This window comes from Ornithinibacillus sp. 4-3 (genome assembly GCF_040958695.1).
Taxonomy (GTDB): domain Bacteria; phylum Bacillota; class Bacilli; order Bacillales; family Amphibacillaceae; genus CALAMD01.
Genome location: NZ_CP162599.1, coordinates 1,732,642 through 1,748,974, shown reverse-complemented (window position 1 = coordinate 1,748,974; position 16,333 = coordinate 1,732,642). Strand labels below are relative to the sequence as shown.

Below are 16,333 nucleotides of genomic sequence, written 5' to 3'. Positions count from 1 at the left end.
TTTCTTATTGGTCCTTTTGTTTTCGCATTCGAGTTGCCATAATCACATCTAGAGCGACATCGTTCATAATTGCCTGCATTTCATCCAAATCAAACTCCTCTGGGACTGTCTTATTAGAAATCATAATAGTGAGTCCAGTTTGGAAAGCTCTCATTTTAAATAAGATCATCATAAGTTCCTGATCCGTAAACCCTACTAAGTCAGGATCTTTTTTCATATGTTCTACAAGTTCATTACCCATTCCTTCATCATAGTCTCCAACATATTCATTTGGCTTCATGATAAAATCTTTTGATAGCACAGGATACTCCTTAGCAAATTGAATACTAGCAAGCCCTATATCTTGGAATGGGCTACCCGAATTTTGTTCGTATACCAGTTGTTGACTAAGTTGAACGACCTTTTTAATCACTGCTTGTTTTAGTTCCTTCACATCACTAAAATTCACATAAATAGGTGCAATCGAGCTACCTAAAAGATCTGCTACTTTCCTAATCGTAATACCATCTATTCCTTCTTTTTTAGCAATTTCAAAGGCAGCGTTGATAATTTGTTCCATGGAAAATTTATTCTTTGGAGCCATAACTACATCTCTCTTCTTAAAAATAATTGTAAAATATTTGTTATATATCAAATTTTACACATGGAGACTGCTCTCTGTAAAGTAAACCAATTTTTTACTATATAACATTCCAATAAACAAAGATCCACAGCAAAGCCATTGTTGCTCCAGCAAATAAGGAATAATGGATTCTTCCTGGTTTCTGCCAAAACTTTTTCCACCAGGCAAGCACTGTAAAAATGGCGATAGCTAAGCTAATAATAATCATGAGATAAGGTATGAATACAGTAAATGCACTCCATGGAGAAGTCTCACCATAAGCCGTTGGTGGTAATTGATAGATAGGGTGTAGATTGCCTGTGCTCATAAAGTCTATTAAAAAAACGATTGTCAGAAGTCCATATATGATCGCCATGCCTTTAGCTGTCAAAGCTAATGATGTCTGTTCAATTTTTTTCCCACGAAACCTTTGAATAATCGACTTTATACCCCAGTAGAATAAACTTCCAATAATAAACAGGATCGATAAGATAATTAATATAAAATTAAATCCACCAGACTTATACCAATCAGCTTTAGAATAACTCATTGGTCCATCTGTCATCAGCATGATTTTTCCAAAAGGATCTGTTCCAAATATTATATTTTGAAATGCACCGGCAGGATCTTGGGATCTGCCTTCTTCTAGGTTATGATACAGGCCTGGTTCAACTTCCATAAAACGATCGGTTTCCCCTAAGTGAGTGACCATTAAATAACCATCATCATCTACATCAACAGAAATCACTCCCGTTAAAAGACTTAGAAATTTATCTTCAGTGGTTAAAGATTTTCTGTTCTGTTGATATTCACCTTTAAACTTTTTCGACCGTTCAAGCATTCCATCAGTAGGAAGGAATGTCTCTACATCACCCACAGGAAAATAGTGGTCCATAAATGCTTGAAACACTTCATTATTTGCAAGATAGCTTCCACCACTATGGGAAATAAAAATTCCAATCTGTTCTTCAGGCAACAAATAGAATCCTGTGTTAAAAAGCATTGTGTTACCTGGATGATAAGCAGTGCGTTTTTCATTGAATATACCTTCTATAAAACCATGCGCCATTCCTTGTAGATTCTGATGCGGGCTGTATAGCTGACCGAACATTTTTTTGACAGTATCTTTTTCTAGAATTTTCTCTCCGTCATATTCTCCCTCTTGTAAAAAAGCTAACATAAATTGAGCCATATCATGAGCAGAACTACTCATACTTCCAGCGGGTTCAGGTGGAATAAATTCAAACTCTCCCTCTAGAAAATCTCCATCAACATAGCGATAGGCCTTCGTTATATTCGCATCTAGATTTTCCGATATAGGCTGCCTAAACGTACTGTGCTCCATTCCTAGCGGGGCATATATATGTGTTTCAATATACTCAGCAAAAGGCATCCCAGAAACTTGTTCGACAATATAACCAGCTAAGGCAGTACCATAATTAGAGTATGCAATCACCTCTCCTGCTGGGAAAATACGTGCTGGCAACTTTTCACGTAAATATTCATCAAGTGGTACCATTTGATCTTCAGATAGCTTAAAAATCTCTGAAGAATAATCTTCAAATCCAGGGGTATGACTCATCAAATGCTTGAGCGTAATCGCATTAAATTCAGATGAGCCTTGTGTTTTATATTCCAGTTCATCAGGAATTTCAAAATCAAGATAATCATTCACATCTGTATCTAAATCCAATTTTCCCTGTTCCACCAATTGCATAACTGCTGTCCATGTAAATAGCTTTGAAGTGGAGCCTATACGAAAAAGTGTATGCTCAGCATCAACAGGCTCTTGGTTATCTAAATCTGCATAACCATATCCTTTTGCCAAAACTACTTCTCCATCAGCAACAACAGAAACAGTAGCATTTGCGATATGAAACTCTTCCATCTTCTCCTGCATAATTCCATCCAAAAATGCTTCTACATCACTACTGTCTAAATTCTCAGTAGAAGCGAACACATTTAATGTATTAAAACTAGAAAGTAGCAGTGTCATTGCAATCAAACAGATAAAACCCACTTTTAATAACTTCATTATCTTTCTCCCCTCATTCGTCATTCTTTAGGTATGGAACTTAGAATCGCCTTACAAGTTTAATATATATCACATGATATGTATCATTAATTATACATTCTTTTCTCACTTTGTAAAGATGAAAATAAAATATATGAACAACATAAAATTGCGTGTTCGATGAGCCTTTAATGAAGTTTTTTTCAGGATAATATTGCTGTTTACATCAAATAAAAATGAGAAGGAAATAGATAAATAATCTATACCTTCCCATTTTAAGTATGTGTTTTTGAATTATAAATAAGATGAAATTCTTCAACAATTTCATGTCAAAACTTTTTTCCGTATAATGCTTTCTTGGGATTTACCATTATAATTACAACTGCAGATACTGAATAAAAAATTGCATTATACATGATTATATCTATGATATTTCCATTGATTAGGCCGGCAAAAAAATTAAAAAATTGGTGAATGATGATTGGGATAATTAAATTCTGATTTAAATTATAAAAGGCTGTCATGACAATTTTAGTCGCTATGATTGCTACCATAAAGAGTAATATGTACTTGATTAAATCAATGCCTCCAAGCCCGGTAGTAAACCAGATAGGCAAATGCCACATCCCCCACCAAAATCCGATGATGAGAGAGGCCATTAATGGCGAATGCTTCTTCTGAAGTTCAATTTGAGCAAAGCCCCTCCAGCCTAATTCTTCTCCTAATGGACCTGCAAAAAGGTTTTTAAAAAAGAAATAAATCAGCATACCCCATGAAGAAACAGTGAAAGTAGAAGTTACTTCAGTTCCACTAGTCACTATAAACAAAATCAGTAAAAATATAAAAAGTTGTATTATACTAGCAGTAAAAATAACTGATGCTTTTAATTTGTCCTTAAATTTGTCTTTTACAAATTCAATAAAACGCACTCCGGGATAAATTTTGCGAAATAGTATGGCAAAAGCAAAAGTTGAGGACCAAGCTGATATACAAAACAAAACATCAATGATCCATGCCGACAAACCTAACATATGTGCAGACCCTATTAGACAAAATAGCGGCAAAAAGATGATATTACTTAATAAAATAAAACTTGTTATTGGTCTCTTTAACTTCTTTTTACTATCCATACATACTCCCCACTTTAAACTAAGTTTTTAGTAAATATCATCAAGCTCCTATTTACTAATACTTACAGCTTAAACCCGGGAGTTACTCATGGGTCAATACTTGTATTATTTTATCGGTGCATAGATTTCTAAAAACACACGTTCAAGTCCTTCTTCATAAGTAGTAAGTAATATGTTTATATAAACTAACCCTAAAAGTTCGTAACCCTTCTCTGCTGCTGCTTTTCTTAAACTTGCTTCCACATGATGATCAATATTTTCTCCACCAGTTGACCATCTTCCATTTTCAATAACCGTATATATGCATTTTGGATAAGCTAAAATTTCACCAGCTATTTCCTGATCGAAGTCTTCTATTTCCCTTACAATGATAAATTTATCTTCTGTCATTCCTTTGTCATCAAAACGTATTGCTCTTCTTAAAGATGTTAGGATAACTGCTCTTTTTAAACTGTCTGTATTCTGTTTCAAAACATCATATTGATCATACATCGTAAAATGCTCTATTTCCCCTTTTACTACTAAAGGCTTCATTCCTTTTACTAAGTATTTTCCTAAGAATTGAGGAACCTTCTTACAATCTTCTTTTACAAGTTGAAGTTTCTTTAAAAGGAGTTTTTGATATTCTATTTCCCTTAAAACATCTCGCTCTTTTTCTTCTAGTAATGTTTTTATTCCTTCTACACTCTTGCTTTTTCTTAATTCTTGAATTTTTTTAATTTCAATATCTATTTCCCTATAGAAATTTACTGTTGCTATATCGTATATGTCATAATGGCTATATTTTCTATAACCATTTTTCATATCCTGTTTGGGCTTTACTAAATTCTTTTCTTCATAAAATTTCAAAGTATCTCTGGACACACCTAAAAAATTAGCTACTTGTCCAATGGTATACATAATACCCTCCTTGCATCTATGGTTAATATATAAGGTGATTTCGCCTAACTGTTCTGAGCCCTTATAAGTTCATATATCTTACGAGTGGTGTTAACATTTCTTACTGTAATTTGTTTGTATAATTTTGAACCAATAATTCTTGACATACCGCTTTTCGTTACATTTTTCTTATCGACAGACCATAGAATTGCTCCTGGAACATATTTCACCGTATCAATATCTGGTTTGATGACTAGACTTTCAAGTACAGACTCATTATTAATTTCATCCCATAAAAACATAACATCACTTTTCATTTCTTTGTCATTTTTCCATGTATCAGGAATTGCCTTAATGATTTGCTCAAGATCCTCATCACTAAGAACGACTACCCTAATTTGTAATTTAAAATCATCATAAATCGCTTCCTCCAAAACACGTGAGAGTTCAGTTTTGGATAGATCTTTGTTTGAAAAAATAATATTTCCTGTATTAATGTAAGTTTGCACATCACTCATTCCAACTTTTTCAAATGTTTGTTTAAGTAATCCCATATTAATCTTATTATTTCCACCTACATTAATCCCTCGAAGAAGTGCTATATAAAACATAATCATCCTTCTTTCAAATTTTATTTAGGACTTATTTAATATACATAAATATAAAAACAGAGCTGTCTAAATATATTTTCACTAAGATTAGCTAGTCCAATGAAATGGCCGTTGAATATGTAGCGGTAATTTCGTTTTATCATTACCTTTAGCTGAATTAATTTGCATTTGAGTTAAAAACATACTTGTAGAAAGATCTGCACCATTTAAATTAGCATCACGCAAATCAGCTCCAATAAAATCAACACCTCTTAAATCCGAATTCCGCAAATCTGCAGCAATTAAATAAGCTCCTCTTAAATCGGCTGTTCTTAAATCCTTACCTTTTAAATTCTTTCCAACCCAATCAATACCTCTATATTGTTTTCTTTTCTTAATCATAAAAACCTTTGAACTTAATTCATTTCGGATATATTCACTTGTTTCTAAAAGTAATTCATTTACAGGTAGCCGGCAATGTATAATATCTAAAGCCAATAATCCATCAGCATCCATATCTGTTAAGTCTTGTAAATTTTCTAGTTGTTTATTCAACCGATTCTGCAACGAATGGGAGAGATTATAAGATAATGCTTCAGCAGTAAATGCTATCATTTCATATAATTGTTCCATAATGGGAAATACATGAAACATCTTATCAGCAATTTCAGGATGCTCTTGCCAACTTTTCCCCTTAAAAGTACCTTGAGAGACCTTTTGGCCAGCGCCTAAACAATCAAACACTGTACATCCCTTAAATCCTTTATTTCTTAAATCTGTATGAATCTTACATCGGAAATCCTTTTGTAGATTAGAACAAGGTGTCCCAGCAGGTTTATCTATTGCAAAATCACTTGATGCTACAATGTTAAGCGCAGTGCAACAAAGTCCAAAGCAACTCGAACAATCGGCTTTTAAATTTATTCTAATATTTTGGGCTGTTTCATTGTACATGTTTATGACCTCATATATAAATTTTTGCTTATATTATACACCATTGTTTTATACCTAGCTGGTTGATGAATAAAAAAGCTTCATAATATCGAAAGATAATCTAAATTCTATTTTGATTTATTGTTAACCATTAAAATTTATTCTTTCTGATGGTTTCGCCCATATCAAATACAAAGAACCTGCCATGTAACGCTTTTCTTTAATAAGCTTTACATCAGACTTTTCTACTATAGTAGAAATATCTCTATTTTGATGACACCCTACCATCCGTAGTGCCAATGGATCAAAAATTCTTTGTAATCCTGCCAAAAGTTTATTTGTACTAATGCCATGCTCCAGCAATAGTATTTTTCCTTCTGGTTTACACCATTTTTGAAATTTATTTAAGACATCGACAGGTTTTTGATAGGCGCAGAAACTAGTAGAAGATATGATCGTGTCAAAGCTATTATCATTAAACTCAATAGTTTCAACATCATTTTGCATTAGTGTTGTTTGGAATGGATAATTTTTTGCTGCATGATCTGCTTTTTTTAACATTTCTTGACTAAAATCTACTCCTGTCAATTCAATATCTTGATGATAAAAAGGAAAATTAAGACCTGAGCCAATAGCTACTTCCAGAACACTTCCCTCTGCTTCTTGAAAAATACTTTGACGAAATCTATATAATGGATCATTTTTACGTCGTTTATTATATTTTTCTGCCTGCTTATCAAACTTTTTAATCAATGATTGACGATTCATAGCATCCCTCGATTCTCCAGCCTTTATTTAATAAAATTTATCCCCAGAAGAAAAGCTTTCAAATAGCTGCTTACTGTTGAAAAAATTAAGCTTCATTGCCCAACCAATACCTCCAACTATTCATTTATAAAAAACTTTTTTGAGCTCATCGAGGTATCCATCTAGTTCTGCAATAATATGGTCATAATCTAATTCAGAAGTTTTCATATTCCTAATATCCTCTAGTACTTGGTTGGTAAAACCAATATTGGACCATAAAATAAGCTGCTTCGACTTTTCTATGTCTAACCCATCTTTGAATTTAGATTCATCTACGACATCTAACATTGTCTCCTGACATAAAGAAAGTTTTTCATTCGTCTTTTTTTCCAGCTCTCTATTCACTTCATCAGCTTTTGTAACAGAAGAAAGATTAATAAATTCAAAAATCCAAGGATATTTTTGTATCAATTCCAGCTGGAGCAAATAAGATTGTCGAAGTTTTTCAAAAATATCCTGTTCATCAAATTTCATTAAATTAAGATATTCTTCATCAATCATCTTCGTACAGTAATCATAAAGAAATAGAAAAAGATCTTTTTTGCTATTTACATAGTGGAACATTAATCCTTTTGAAATCCCCGCCTCTTTTGCAATTACATTTGTTGAGGCATCATCAAATCCTTTCGCAGCAAATTCTTTTAACGCTGCATTTAAAATAGCATCTTTTCTTTTCGGGTCTAAGCTTTTCATTTTTGGTAGCATCATATCACCTTTAATATCATTTACCTATTAGGTTAATGATATTGTATATTTATTTATCTAACAGGTCAATTTTTTAGAAAAAGAGCATTTAAAATAATTAGGTTTTTATTGAACTTGGATATCCTCATTCAGCTGTAATTCCATTTCAGGAAAAAATCTATTTTTATAACTCATTTCTCATCAATTTATTTTCATTCCTTTCGATTATTCTTTGCTAATACTGCATATTGAAACAAGCATCATTCATATCAATATAATGTAGAACATTTTTCCATAAGGAGGAAATAATGAGCGATAATAATCAAAATCCTCAAACAGAGAGACATATTCCTGCTCAAAATACTGAGGCAACAACAGGAAACAATTATTCCTTTCGTCAACATGGGTATTCTAATAACGCTGCTCCAAGATATGCTCAAACGGTTGGTAAGAATGGTCCAATACTAGAGCAAGATAATATTTTACATGAAAAACTAGAAACGTTTATTCACGGGAAAATCATCGAACGTCCTTTACATGTGAAAGGCTATGGTGCCTTCGGATATTTTGAAACGATGAACAGTATGAGTCAATACACAAAATTACCCTTCCTTCAGCAGCCCGGTCAAACCGTTCCTGTCGCAGTTCGCTTTTCACTTGGGGCAAGCAATAAAGGTACACCAGATACATCACGAAATATACGTGGATTTTCAACGAAATTCTATACAGACGATGGGATTTTTGATCTAATTTGTAACCATATCCCCGTCTTTTTATTGCGTGATCCGATGCGTTTTCCAGAAAGCATTGCAGCTCTATCGCCATCACCACGGAATAACTTAATGGATCCGAACTCGCTGTGGCGATTTGTCGCAAGTACTCCAGAATCCACTCATTTTATTGTCCGCCTCTTTTCCGATCACGGCACGGTCAAAAGCTTTCGACGAATTCCAGGACATAGTGTCAGTACCTATGTATGGAGAAATTCAGAAGGAAAACGCCATTATATTAAATATCATTGGATTCCATTTGATGGTGTGCAATACATTACAAGTGAGGAAGCAGAGAAGATTGCAGCAGTCAACCCTGATTACGCTGGGGAAGATCTTTTTCAAACAATCGCAAACGGACGCTCGGTAGAATACGGTCTATATGTACAAATTATGGACCCAAAAGATGTTGAGCAGCTACCATTCGATCCTCTTGATGATACAAAAATATGGGATTCGAAGATGTATCCTTTCCACCCTATTGGAAAAATGGTCCTCAATCGTAATCCTGAAAATTATATGGAGGAGGTGGAGAAAATTGCATTCTCCCCATCGAATTTATTAGAAGGCGCAGAATTGTCTGATGATAGGATATTACAAGGGCGGGCGAATGTATATTGGGATTCTCAACGTTATCGTATCGGTCCACGATTCCGGGATGTGCCAGTGAATGATCAAAGGAATTGGCGGCCTAGTGATTTGCAGACTAGTGGAGAAGGAAGATTTATAGAAGGAAAGCTTGTACGTTCGGATATCGAAAAGCAAGATGATTTTTCACAGGCAGGTGCTTTTTATCAATTGTTATCACAATCTGGAAAATCTCAACTTGTCTCAAATCTAGTTACTGGACTGACAGGAGTACGAAGGGAATATCAGGTCAAGACAATTGAATACCTTTCTCTTGCTTCTCGTGAGCTCGGTGAACGTGTATCAGCTGGCTTACGAGAATAAATGATATGGGAAACCTAGCTTACGAAAATGCTCAAGCTAGGTTCTTTTCATATCTACTATCCAATAAATGATATTATCAAACGTACACCGATGAAACGATTAGGAAAACCTGAAGAAATAGGAAAAGTTGATGCTTTCCTATCTTCCCCTGCCGCATCCTTTGTAACAGGAACCATTCTTCCAATCGATGGTACTTACTCTGTTATGTAAATAATTTAAAACAGGAGCCTGAATGTAGGTTCCTGTTTTAAATTATTTTATAAAAATCCTATTATTTTGGCACACCCATGTCACTGAATGGAAAATATCGAAATTTTACTTCTCCAATAATTGCTTCATTAGCTATAAATCCAAAAAATCGACTATCTTTACTATTTATCCGATTATCTCCTAAAACAAAAATGGAGTCTTCAGGTACACTTACCTCACCAGTCAGCTCCTGTAGCGTAAAATCTGCTGTAAAATTAAAATTTAAATTATTACTCTTTTTACTTTCTTCTAAATAGGGTTCTTCCATTGCTTCACCATTTATATACAAAATATCATCTTTTACCTCAATGGTATCTCCAGGTAAACCAATAACCCTTTTAATATAAAAAGAATCCTCATCTGGTGCATCAAACACTACAATATCAAATCGGTCAATATCTGATAGCTTATTTATTAAAACTTTATCATCTTTTTCAAATGTTGGTGACATTGATTCTCCTGAAACAACTGTTGGTGAAAATAAGAAATTACGAACTAAAAAAACTATTATTAATGCGAACACTAAAGTTTTAATCCAAGAATAAATTTCCCTTTTTACATTTTCTTTAGTCATGTTTTTCCTCCCTTTATTGTCTATTCCATTAGATTTTAAGTTTCTAAATAATTGTTAAATAATTGAACAGTATTAGGGTTTTCATTAAATTTCCTGTAACTAAATATTCACTTTTAGCCACACCTATTATTAAGTTTTTTTCCATATTAATCAATCATCAAGTTTCTCACCCAAATTATAATGGAAAACCTTATAATTTCCTTTTTAAATCAATTTAATTGTTTCTGTTCCGTAGAAACTTTTATCATAACAAACTTCAGATTTTTATCTGCAAATTATATATTAACATAGTCGATACTCCTCTTTCTAAGAATTTATGTACATTTTATTATTAAATGAATAAAGACATAACTACTTGATTCCATTTTTCCAAACCTAATATGTACCTCCAAATTATAATTACTTCAGCAAAACTGATTAATTTTAAATTTTATCACATCGTGTGGCCATTTAATGCATGGGTGGTGAACCACCTTTTACTTAAATACCTCACCTATTTAACCATAAAAACACCCCCGCAATTAAATTTATTTAATCTAGTTGCAGGGGTACACATCAACATTTTAATTTCTTTTTTATAAATCTGAGCTTTCATTTATCCACTAAAACTGCAAGATAAATCATTTTTTACTTTTAAAAAGGCCTCATCCTTTTTCAAAATAACCCATTCAGCTATCGCAGTATTCAGTATAAAACCGCCCATATATTTAAAATTTCTTTAATCATTAATTCGCTTCCACCAGGCAAGGTGAATGAATTAAAAACAGCTTTTTTTCATATCTCCCCCTCTTCATATTGTTTAGGATTTATTACCGCAAACGATCTATTTTTATAAACTTACCTATAATCATAACAAATAAAATTCAATTAAAAACTGCTCCAAGACAGCAACTTTATAAATCCTGTGAAAGCCGAACCATATCGATGACTTGGATACCGTTTTCAAAAATAGGTTTATCATAATGCCTAATAAAGAAATCGCGATCAATAGAAGTCATTCTAAAACCGCATTTTTGATATAACGCCAATTGAATGACTCCGGAATTTCCAGTGCCTATTTCAATCGTCTTATACCCCTCATCTTTTGCCATTTCAATCGCATGAAGGACAAGTTGTTTTCCATAACCTTGATTGTGATAATCTTCTTTTACTGCTACATTTACAATTTCTACTGTTTCTGGACGAGTTGGAAGAAGTACATATACCCCTATAATTATTCCATCCCGTTCCATAATAAAGCACTTACCTCTTGAAATATATTCCCTGACAAGTTTTTCTGATGGGTCTGCTAATAATAAAAGATCCAATGGCAATTTCTCATCCTTTTTTAATGCTCTTATCAATTTGAATACCTCCAATTTTGTTTTAGAATTCTCGTCTTACAATACATGGGCTTTCGACATTTTCATCTTACAAACCTCTGAAAAATAGTATAGAAAAGATGCCAAAGTTACTTTTAGAATAACCCAGAGTATGTATTTTTCAAATAACCTTACTTTTAACTGGCCAACATATATTTAATTTCTAGTCTTCCTTCTGCAAGGTATTTAGAAAAATTTATAGCTTACACTTCTGTGAATGCATTAGCAAGTCCAGTGAGATAATTATGTTTTTCTTTCTATTCATCTAAACAAATATTGTATTTACAATGTCAACAATTTATTAAGTATAAAAAAAATTGAAGAAGTTAATATTAACTATTAATATCCATGATTAACCAATAAGGCTTAATCCTTATTAATGAAATGATCCTAATAGATAATAATAACTTTTAGATACTATAAAAAGGAAGAGAAACTATGTGGTTTTTAAAGAAAAAGGGAAAAACAATGAATCCTCATAGCTCTTCGTCGAGTCAAGTGAGGGAATCCAAACAAAAAGATATTTTAAAAACTAGTCTCCAACAAAATATACAAATCGTAAACGATACACTTGGAAAAAGTTCAGATATTGTTATTCGTGAAATCCCAATTGGGAAAAAAGGCACCATTCAAGCTGCAATTATATACACAGATGGATTAACCGATACAGCCTCATTACAAAGTTTTATTTTAGAAACTCTCATGATAGATATTAAAGAACTTGATTTACTGAGAAAAATTTCTTCTGAACAAAATCTCATCAACATTTTAAAAGATGCAGCATTAACAGTAGGAGATATTAAAGAAATAGATAATTTCAATCATTTATTCAACAGTCTTTTGTCGGGGGATACTATCGTTTTAATCGATGGTTATGCTCAAGGGTTAAGTATCTCCAATAAACATTGGGTTGAGCGAGGGGTAACTGAACCCGAGACCCAAACACTAATTAGAGGGCCACGTGAAGCATTTACAGAAAACTTGCGTGTCAATACAGCCTTAATTCGTCGTAAAATTAAGGATCCTAATCTTTGGATGGAAACTGAAAACATTGGGACACGTACAAAAACTGACATTGCTATAGTCTATATCAATGACATCGTAAATGAAAAAATATTGAACGAAGTCCGTTTACGTTTAGATCGAATTGATATTGATGGAATTCTCGAAAGTGGATACATAGAGGAATTAATTCAGGATTCACCTTACTCTCTTTTTAACACTGTTTTTAACACAGAGCGTCCAGATGTAGTTGCTGCAGAGCTGCTAGAGGGACGCATTGCTATTTTGGTAGATGGAACACCATTTGTATTACTCGTACCAGCATTATTTATTCAGTTTTTTCAATCTCCTGAAGATTACTATGAGAAGAATTTTATCGGGAGCTTAACTCGACTTCTCCGGTTTTTAACATTTGGAACTGCTATGCTGACACCAGCATTATTTATTGCAATCACAACATTTCATCAATCCATGTTACCGCCTGCCCTCCTTATTAGTTTGGCGGGCCAACGAGAAGGTGTCCCATTTCCTGCATTTGTTGAAGCAATTATCATGGCAGTTGTTTTTGAAATTTTGCGAGAAGCAAGTATAAGAATGCCACGCGCCATAGGATCAGCCATTTCGATTGTAGGAGCATTTGTTATTGGTACAGCTGCAGTTGAAGCGGGAATTGTTTCAGCGATGATGGTAATTGTTATTTCAATCACTGCCATAGCAAATTTTGCTTCACCTTCTTATGAAATGGCAATTACTGTAAGGATACTTCGCTTTGGGTTTATGGGCTTAGCTGCTTCATTTGGTTTATTTGGAATTACGATTGGTTTAATTTCCCTAATTCTTCACTTATGCAGTTTACGTTCTTTTGGCGTACCATATATGTCTCCGATAGCACCTTTTAATGTATCGGATCAAAAGGATACGTTTATTGTTGCGCATTTATGGAAAAGAATTACTCGACCTGGATTACTTAGTCAAAAAAATAGGGTTAGGCAGCAAGGTTCAGCTTTTGCAAAACCTGAGCCACCCAGAAAATAAGAGACAAGAAGGAATTTAGCGATGAATAAATACATGTTCTGTATTCTAATCCTAACTCTGTTCTTTCTTACAGGATGTTGGGATCGGCAGGAACTAAATGAAATCTCCATTACATTAGCGTTAGGAATTGATAAAGTGGAAGATGAATTTCTAGTATCTGCTCAAGTAGTTGTACCTTCTGAATTAACTATGAATAGAGGTACTGGTAGTTCAGCAGTCACACTCTATCAAGAAAAAGGAGAAACAATTTTTGAAGCGTTTAGGAAAATGACAAAGGAATCACCCCGAAAAATATATCCTGGGCACCTTCAAATCCTTGTAATTAGTGAAGAATTAGCTCAAGAAGGAATAGCCGAATCCTTGGAATTTCTGTCAAGGGATCCAGACCTTCGACCAGATTTCTATGTTGTTATTGCTAAAGATGTTGCTGCTTCAGAAATACTAAATATCACAACAACTTTAGAAAATATACCAGCTAATAAAATGTTTGATAGCCTTGAAATGTCAGAAAAAGTTTGGGCTGGTACGAGAAGTATCAATTTAGATGAGCTAATAACAGACCTTATTAGTGAAGGTAAGGAAGCTGTAGTAACAGGAATTCAGTTAATAGGAAATCCTCAAAAAGGATCGAACAAACAAAATGTAGAATCAATTAAGCCTGCAGCTACAATTCAATATGATGATCTAGCCGTATTTAAAAGAGATAAATTAATCGGCTGGTTAACGGAGCAAGAAACGATAGGCTTTAGTTACATCAAAAACAAGGTAACAACATCTGTAAGACCTATTGATTGCCCTAGTGACGGAAAAGCGACTATAGATATCATCCGCTCTAAGTCTAATGTGAAAGGTGCAATAAAAAATGGAGAACCTGAAGTAGACATCAATGTGAAAGTTGAAGGAAACGTAGGATCAGTAGAATGTGAAATTGATCTTGAGAAATTAGAAACAATTAATGAGCTTGAAGAAATTTTTGAAAAAGAACTGGAAGAAACTATCGAGAAAACTATTGAAGCATCACAAAAGAAATATGAGACAGACATTTGCGGGTTTGGTCAAGCTATTCATCGATCTAATCCGAAAGAGTGGCATAAGATACAAAAAAATTGGGATGAAAAATTCCCTGACTTAACAGTAAATATTAATGTAGACTTTAAAATTCTTCATACAGGTTCCATAAATAACTCTTTTTTAGAAAAAATAAATGACTAAATCATAATAATTGGGAGTTAATTAGTTGCAACTGCTATTTTTCTAGTTAAACTCCCCCTTTCTTGAAGAAAAATATAAAAAGGAGTTATTATTTTTCCTCTGCTTTGAACGGGGTATGAATTGGGAATAACGATCTCATATCCAATACAATTTGTTTCAATCCATTATATGATGCTTGGCTTGCTATATGTAAAATATTCTAATAGAAGGGAGTTCCTGATATGAAATGATTCCAAATGAAAAAATAAATGCATATCAATTTCTACTACTCGTCATCTTATTTTCCATAGGTACAAGTATCTTAATCATTCCATCAATTTTAGCTGGTGAAGTGAAACAAGATGCTTGGATTGTTGCAATATTAGGGACGCTTATCGGATTATTAATAATATGGCTATATTGTATCATAGGACAGTGGTTCCCTCAGCTTACATTTGTCCAGATTAACGAAAAAATTTTAGGGAAATGGGTAGGTAAATTAACTTCACTAGTGTTTGTGATCATGTCTTTTATCTATGCTGCAACTCTTTTATTTTATTCTGGGACATTTCTTAACATACATTTTATGCCAGACACTCCAATGGCAGCCCTGAATATCCTTATGACAATAATCATTGTGATGGGGGTCTATCTTGGAATAGAAACCATCGCTCGTTCTGCTGAAGTATTTATCCTTGTATTTATAGTACTTTTTTTCATTTTAATAGTCTTTATTATACCTGAAATAAAGTTAGAAAATATACAACCGATTTTTGAGAGTAATCCCAAAAAGATTTTTAAATCATCTTTGTCAGTTATTGAAGTAACTTCTATCAATGCAATCGTTTTATTAATGATTTTTCCTGCTTTTATTAACGATATTAAAAAAGGAAAAAAGTTCTTTTTTATTGGAAATTTAATAGGCGGAATCATGATTATTATCCTTACACTTTTGTGTATCTTGGTATTAGGTGCTTACGGTACAGCAGAAGAGATTTTTCCAGGCTATGAATTGGCTAAAAGAATAAATGTTGGAGATTTTATTCAACGCATTGAGTCATTAATGAGTATATTATGGATTATCGCGCTATATTTTAAGACAACCGCCTATTTTTATGCTTCTGTTCTAGGGATTACACAAATATTTAATTTGAAAAATTATCGTCCATTAACAATGCCTTTAGGTGGAGTTGTAGTGGTCCTTTCTCTTGTACTCTATCCTAATGTCGTCTACCAAAAAACTTGGAACGAGACAATTGGCTTACTCCTTTCATTTTCGGTGGGATTGTTTATACCTCTTTTGCTAGTAGTTGTGTATTTTATTAGAAAAAAGCAATTGAAAAAGGAATCTGAAGGCTCTGAAGTACAAGAAACAGAAAATGAGGAAAATTTTTTAGAAAAGTAGAATCACTTTTTTATGACTGCTTGTACTTTTATAGGTTTTGTTTTAGTTCATTACTTGTTTATTTTAAATTTCTGTATGAAGCTGCAAATGATTTGATAATAGCTATCATACAAAAACACCCCCAAGGGTTAGATTTTTGGTCTAACTTCAGGGGTGC

15 protein-coding genes are annotated in these 16,333 nt (G+C 33.3%); 5 read left to right on the top strand and 10 right to left on the bottom strand.

Going from position 1 to position 16,333, the window contains the following annotated elements; genetic code table 11:
• Positions 1–4: 4 nt before the first annotated feature.
• The 8 genes from AB4Y30_RS08420 to AB4Y30_RS08385 form a co-directional block, all read right to left on the bottom strand.
• Positions 5–583 carry a TetR/AcrR family transcriptional regulator gene (locus AB4Y30_RS08420; protein WP_368655034.1) on the bottom strand — a complete coding sequence of 193 codons (579 nt, stop codon included), beginning with the start codon at positions 581–583 and terminating at the stop codon, positions 5–7.
• Positions 584–680: 97 nt separating this feature from the next.
• Positions 681–2,636: a serine hydrolase domain-containing protein gene (locus AB4Y30_RS08415; RefSeq protein WP_368655033.1), complete on the bottom strand. Its 1,956-nt coding sequence runs from the start codon at positions 2,634–2,636 to the stop codon at positions 681–683.
• 308 nt (positions 2,637–2,944) lie between these two features.
• Complete coding sequence (locus AB4Y30_RS08410; RefSeq protein ID WP_368655032.1) at positions 2,945–3,745, bottom strand: lysostaphin resistance A-like protein; 801 nt, start codon at positions 3,743–3,745, stop codon at positions 2,945–2,947.
• Between the two features lie 105 nt (positions 3,746–3,850).
• On the bottom strand, positions 3,851–4,645 hold the full coding sequence (locus AB4Y30_RS08405; RefSeq protein WP_368655031.1) for a MerR family transcriptional regulator: 795 nt from the start codon (positions 4,643–4,645) through the stop codon (positions 3,851–3,853).
• 44 nt (positions 4,646–4,689) lie between these two features.
• Positions 4,690–5,235 (bottom strand): DUF1697 domain-containing protein, encoded by a 546-nt coding sequence (locus AB4Y30_RS08400; RefSeq protein WP_368655030.1) that lies wholly within the window; start codon positions 5,233–5,235, stop codon positions 4,690–4,692.
• 87 nt (positions 5,236–5,322) lie between these two features.
• Complete coding sequence (locus tag AB4Y30_RS08395) at positions 5,323–6,168, bottom strand: pentapeptide repeat-containing protein (protein ID WP_368655029.1); 846 nt, start codon at positions 6,166–6,168, stop codon at positions 5,323–5,325.
• A 123-nt stretch (positions 6,169–6,291) separates the two neighbouring features.
• Positions 6,292–6,915, bottom strand: coding sequence for a class I SAM-dependent methyltransferase (locus AB4Y30_RS08390; protein WP_368655028.1), 624 nt, complete (start codon positions 6,913–6,915; stop codon positions 6,292–6,294).
• Positions 6,916–7,035: 120 nt separating this feature from the next.
• Positions 7,036–7,662: a TetR/AcrR family transcriptional regulator gene (locus tag AB4Y30_RS08385; RefSeq protein ID WP_368655027.1), complete on the bottom strand. Its 627-nt coding sequence runs from the start codon at positions 7,660–7,662 to the stop codon at positions 7,036–7,038.
• 284 nt (positions 7,663–7,946) lie between these two features.
• On the opposite strand from AB4Y30_RS08385, the gene AB4Y30_RS08380 reads away from it, so the two are divergent.
• Entirely contained in the window at positions 7,947–9,359 is a 1,413-nt protein-coding gene (locus AB4Y30_RS08380) for a catalase (RefSeq protein ID WP_368655026.1), read from the top strand.
• 27 nt (positions 9,360–9,386) lie between these two features.
• The gene (locus AB4Y30_RS08375; RefSeq protein WP_368655025.1) at positions 9,387–9,569 is read left to right on the top strand and encodes an SDR family oxidoreductase; all 183 of its coding nucleotides are present in this window, start codon (positions 9,387–9,389) and stop codon (positions 9,567–9,569) included.
• A 61-nt stretch (positions 9,570–9,630) separates the two neighbouring features.
• Here AB4Y30_RS08375 and lepB read toward each other — a convergent pair whose 3' ends face one another.
• Positions 9,631–10,182 (bottom strand): signal peptidase I, encoded by a 552-nt coding sequence (gene lepB, locus AB4Y30_RS08370; RefSeq protein WP_368655024.1) that lies wholly within the window; start codon positions 10,180–10,182, stop codon positions 9,631–9,633.
• 893 nt (positions 10,183–11,075) lie between these two features.
• Positions 11,076–11,525, bottom strand: coding sequence for a GNAT family N-acetyltransferase (locus AB4Y30_RS08365; protein WP_368655023.1), 450 nt, complete (start codon positions 11,523–11,525; stop codon positions 11,076–11,078).
• Between the two features lie 456 nt (positions 11,526–11,981).
• Here AB4Y30_RS08365 and AB4Y30_RS08360 point away from each other — a divergent pair, with 456 nt between their 5' ends.
• From AB4Y30_RS08360 to AB4Y30_RS08350, 3 genes are all read left to right on the top strand, one after another.
• Positions 11,982–13,580, top strand: a complete 1,599-nt coding sequence (locus tag AB4Y30_RS08360; RefSeq protein ID WP_368655022.1) for a spore germination protein — start codon at positions 11,982–11,984, stop codon at positions 13,578–13,580.
• Between the two features lie 21 nt (positions 13,581–13,601).
• Positions 13,602–14,792 (top strand): Ger(x)C family spore germination protein, encoded by a 1,191-nt coding sequence (locus AB4Y30_RS08355; protein WP_368655021.1) that lies wholly within the window; start codon positions 13,602–13,604, stop codon positions 14,790–14,792.
• A gap of 226 nt (positions 14,793–15,018) precedes the next feature.
• Positions 15,019–16,176 (top strand): endospore germination permease, encoded by a 1,158-nt coding sequence (locus tag AB4Y30_RS08350; RefSeq protein ID WP_368655020.1) that lies wholly within the window; start codon positions 15,019–15,021, stop codon positions 16,174–16,176.
• Positions 16,177–16,333 lie beyond the last annotated feature (157 nt).

Excerpts from the sequence above, each read along its gene's own strand:
- AB4Y30_RS08420 (WP_368655034.1), bottom strand. The coding sequence starts at position 583 with ATGGCTCCAAAGAATAAATTTTCCATGGAACAAATTATCAACGCTGCC.
- AB4Y30_RS08415 (WP_368655033.1), bottom strand. The coding sequence starts at position 2,636 with ATGAAGTTATTAAAAGTGGGTTTTATCTGTTTGATTGCAATGACACTG.
- AB4Y30_RS08410 (WP_368655032.1), bottom strand. The coding sequence starts at position 3,745 with ATGGATAGTAAAAAGAAGTTAAAGAGACCAATAACAAGTTTTATTTTA.
- AB4Y30_RS08405 (WP_368655031.1), bottom strand. The coding sequence starts at position 4,645 with ATGTATACCATTGGACAAGTAGCTAATTTTTTAGGTGTGTCCAGAGAT.
- AB4Y30_RS08400 (WP_368655030.1), bottom strand. The coding sequence starts at position 5,235 with ATGTTTTATATAGCACTTCTTCGAGGGATTAATGTAGGTGGAAATAAT.
- AB4Y30_RS08395 (WP_368655029.1), bottom strand. The coding sequence starts at position 6,168 with ATGTACAATGAAACAGCCCAAAATATTAGAATAAATTTAAAAGCCGAT.
- AB4Y30_RS08390 (WP_368655028.1), bottom strand. The coding sequence starts at position 6,915 with ATGAATCGTCAATCATTGATTAAAAAGTTTGATAAGCAGGCAGAAAAA.
- AB4Y30_RS08385 (WP_368655027.1), bottom strand. The coding sequence starts at position 7,662 with ATGATGCTACCAAAAATGAAAAGCTTAGACCCGAAAAGAAAAGATGCT.
- AB4Y30_RS08380 (WP_368655026.1), top strand. The coding sequence starts at position 7,947 with ATGAGCGATAATAATCAAAATCCTCAAACAGAGAGACATATTCCTGCT.
- AB4Y30_RS08375 (WP_368655025.1), top strand. The coding sequence starts at position 9,387 with ATGCTCAAGCTAGGTTCTTTTCATATCTACTATCCAATAAATGATATT.
- lepB (WP_368655024.1), bottom strand. The coding sequence starts at position 10,182 with ATGACTAAAGAAAATGTAAAAAGGGAAATTTATTCTTGGATTAAAACT.
- AB4Y30_RS08360 (WP_368655022.1), top strand. The coding sequence starts at position 11,982 with ATGTGGTTTTTAAAGAAAAAGGGAAAAACAATGAATCCTCATAGCTCT.
- AB4Y30_RS08355 (WP_368655021.1), top strand. The coding sequence starts at position 13,602 with ATGAATAAATACATGTTCTGTATTCTAATCCTAACTCTGTTCTTTCTT.
- AB4Y30_RS08350 (WP_368655020.1), top strand. The coding sequence starts at position 15,019 with ATGATTCCAAATGAAAAAATAAATGCATATCAATTTCTACTACTCGTC.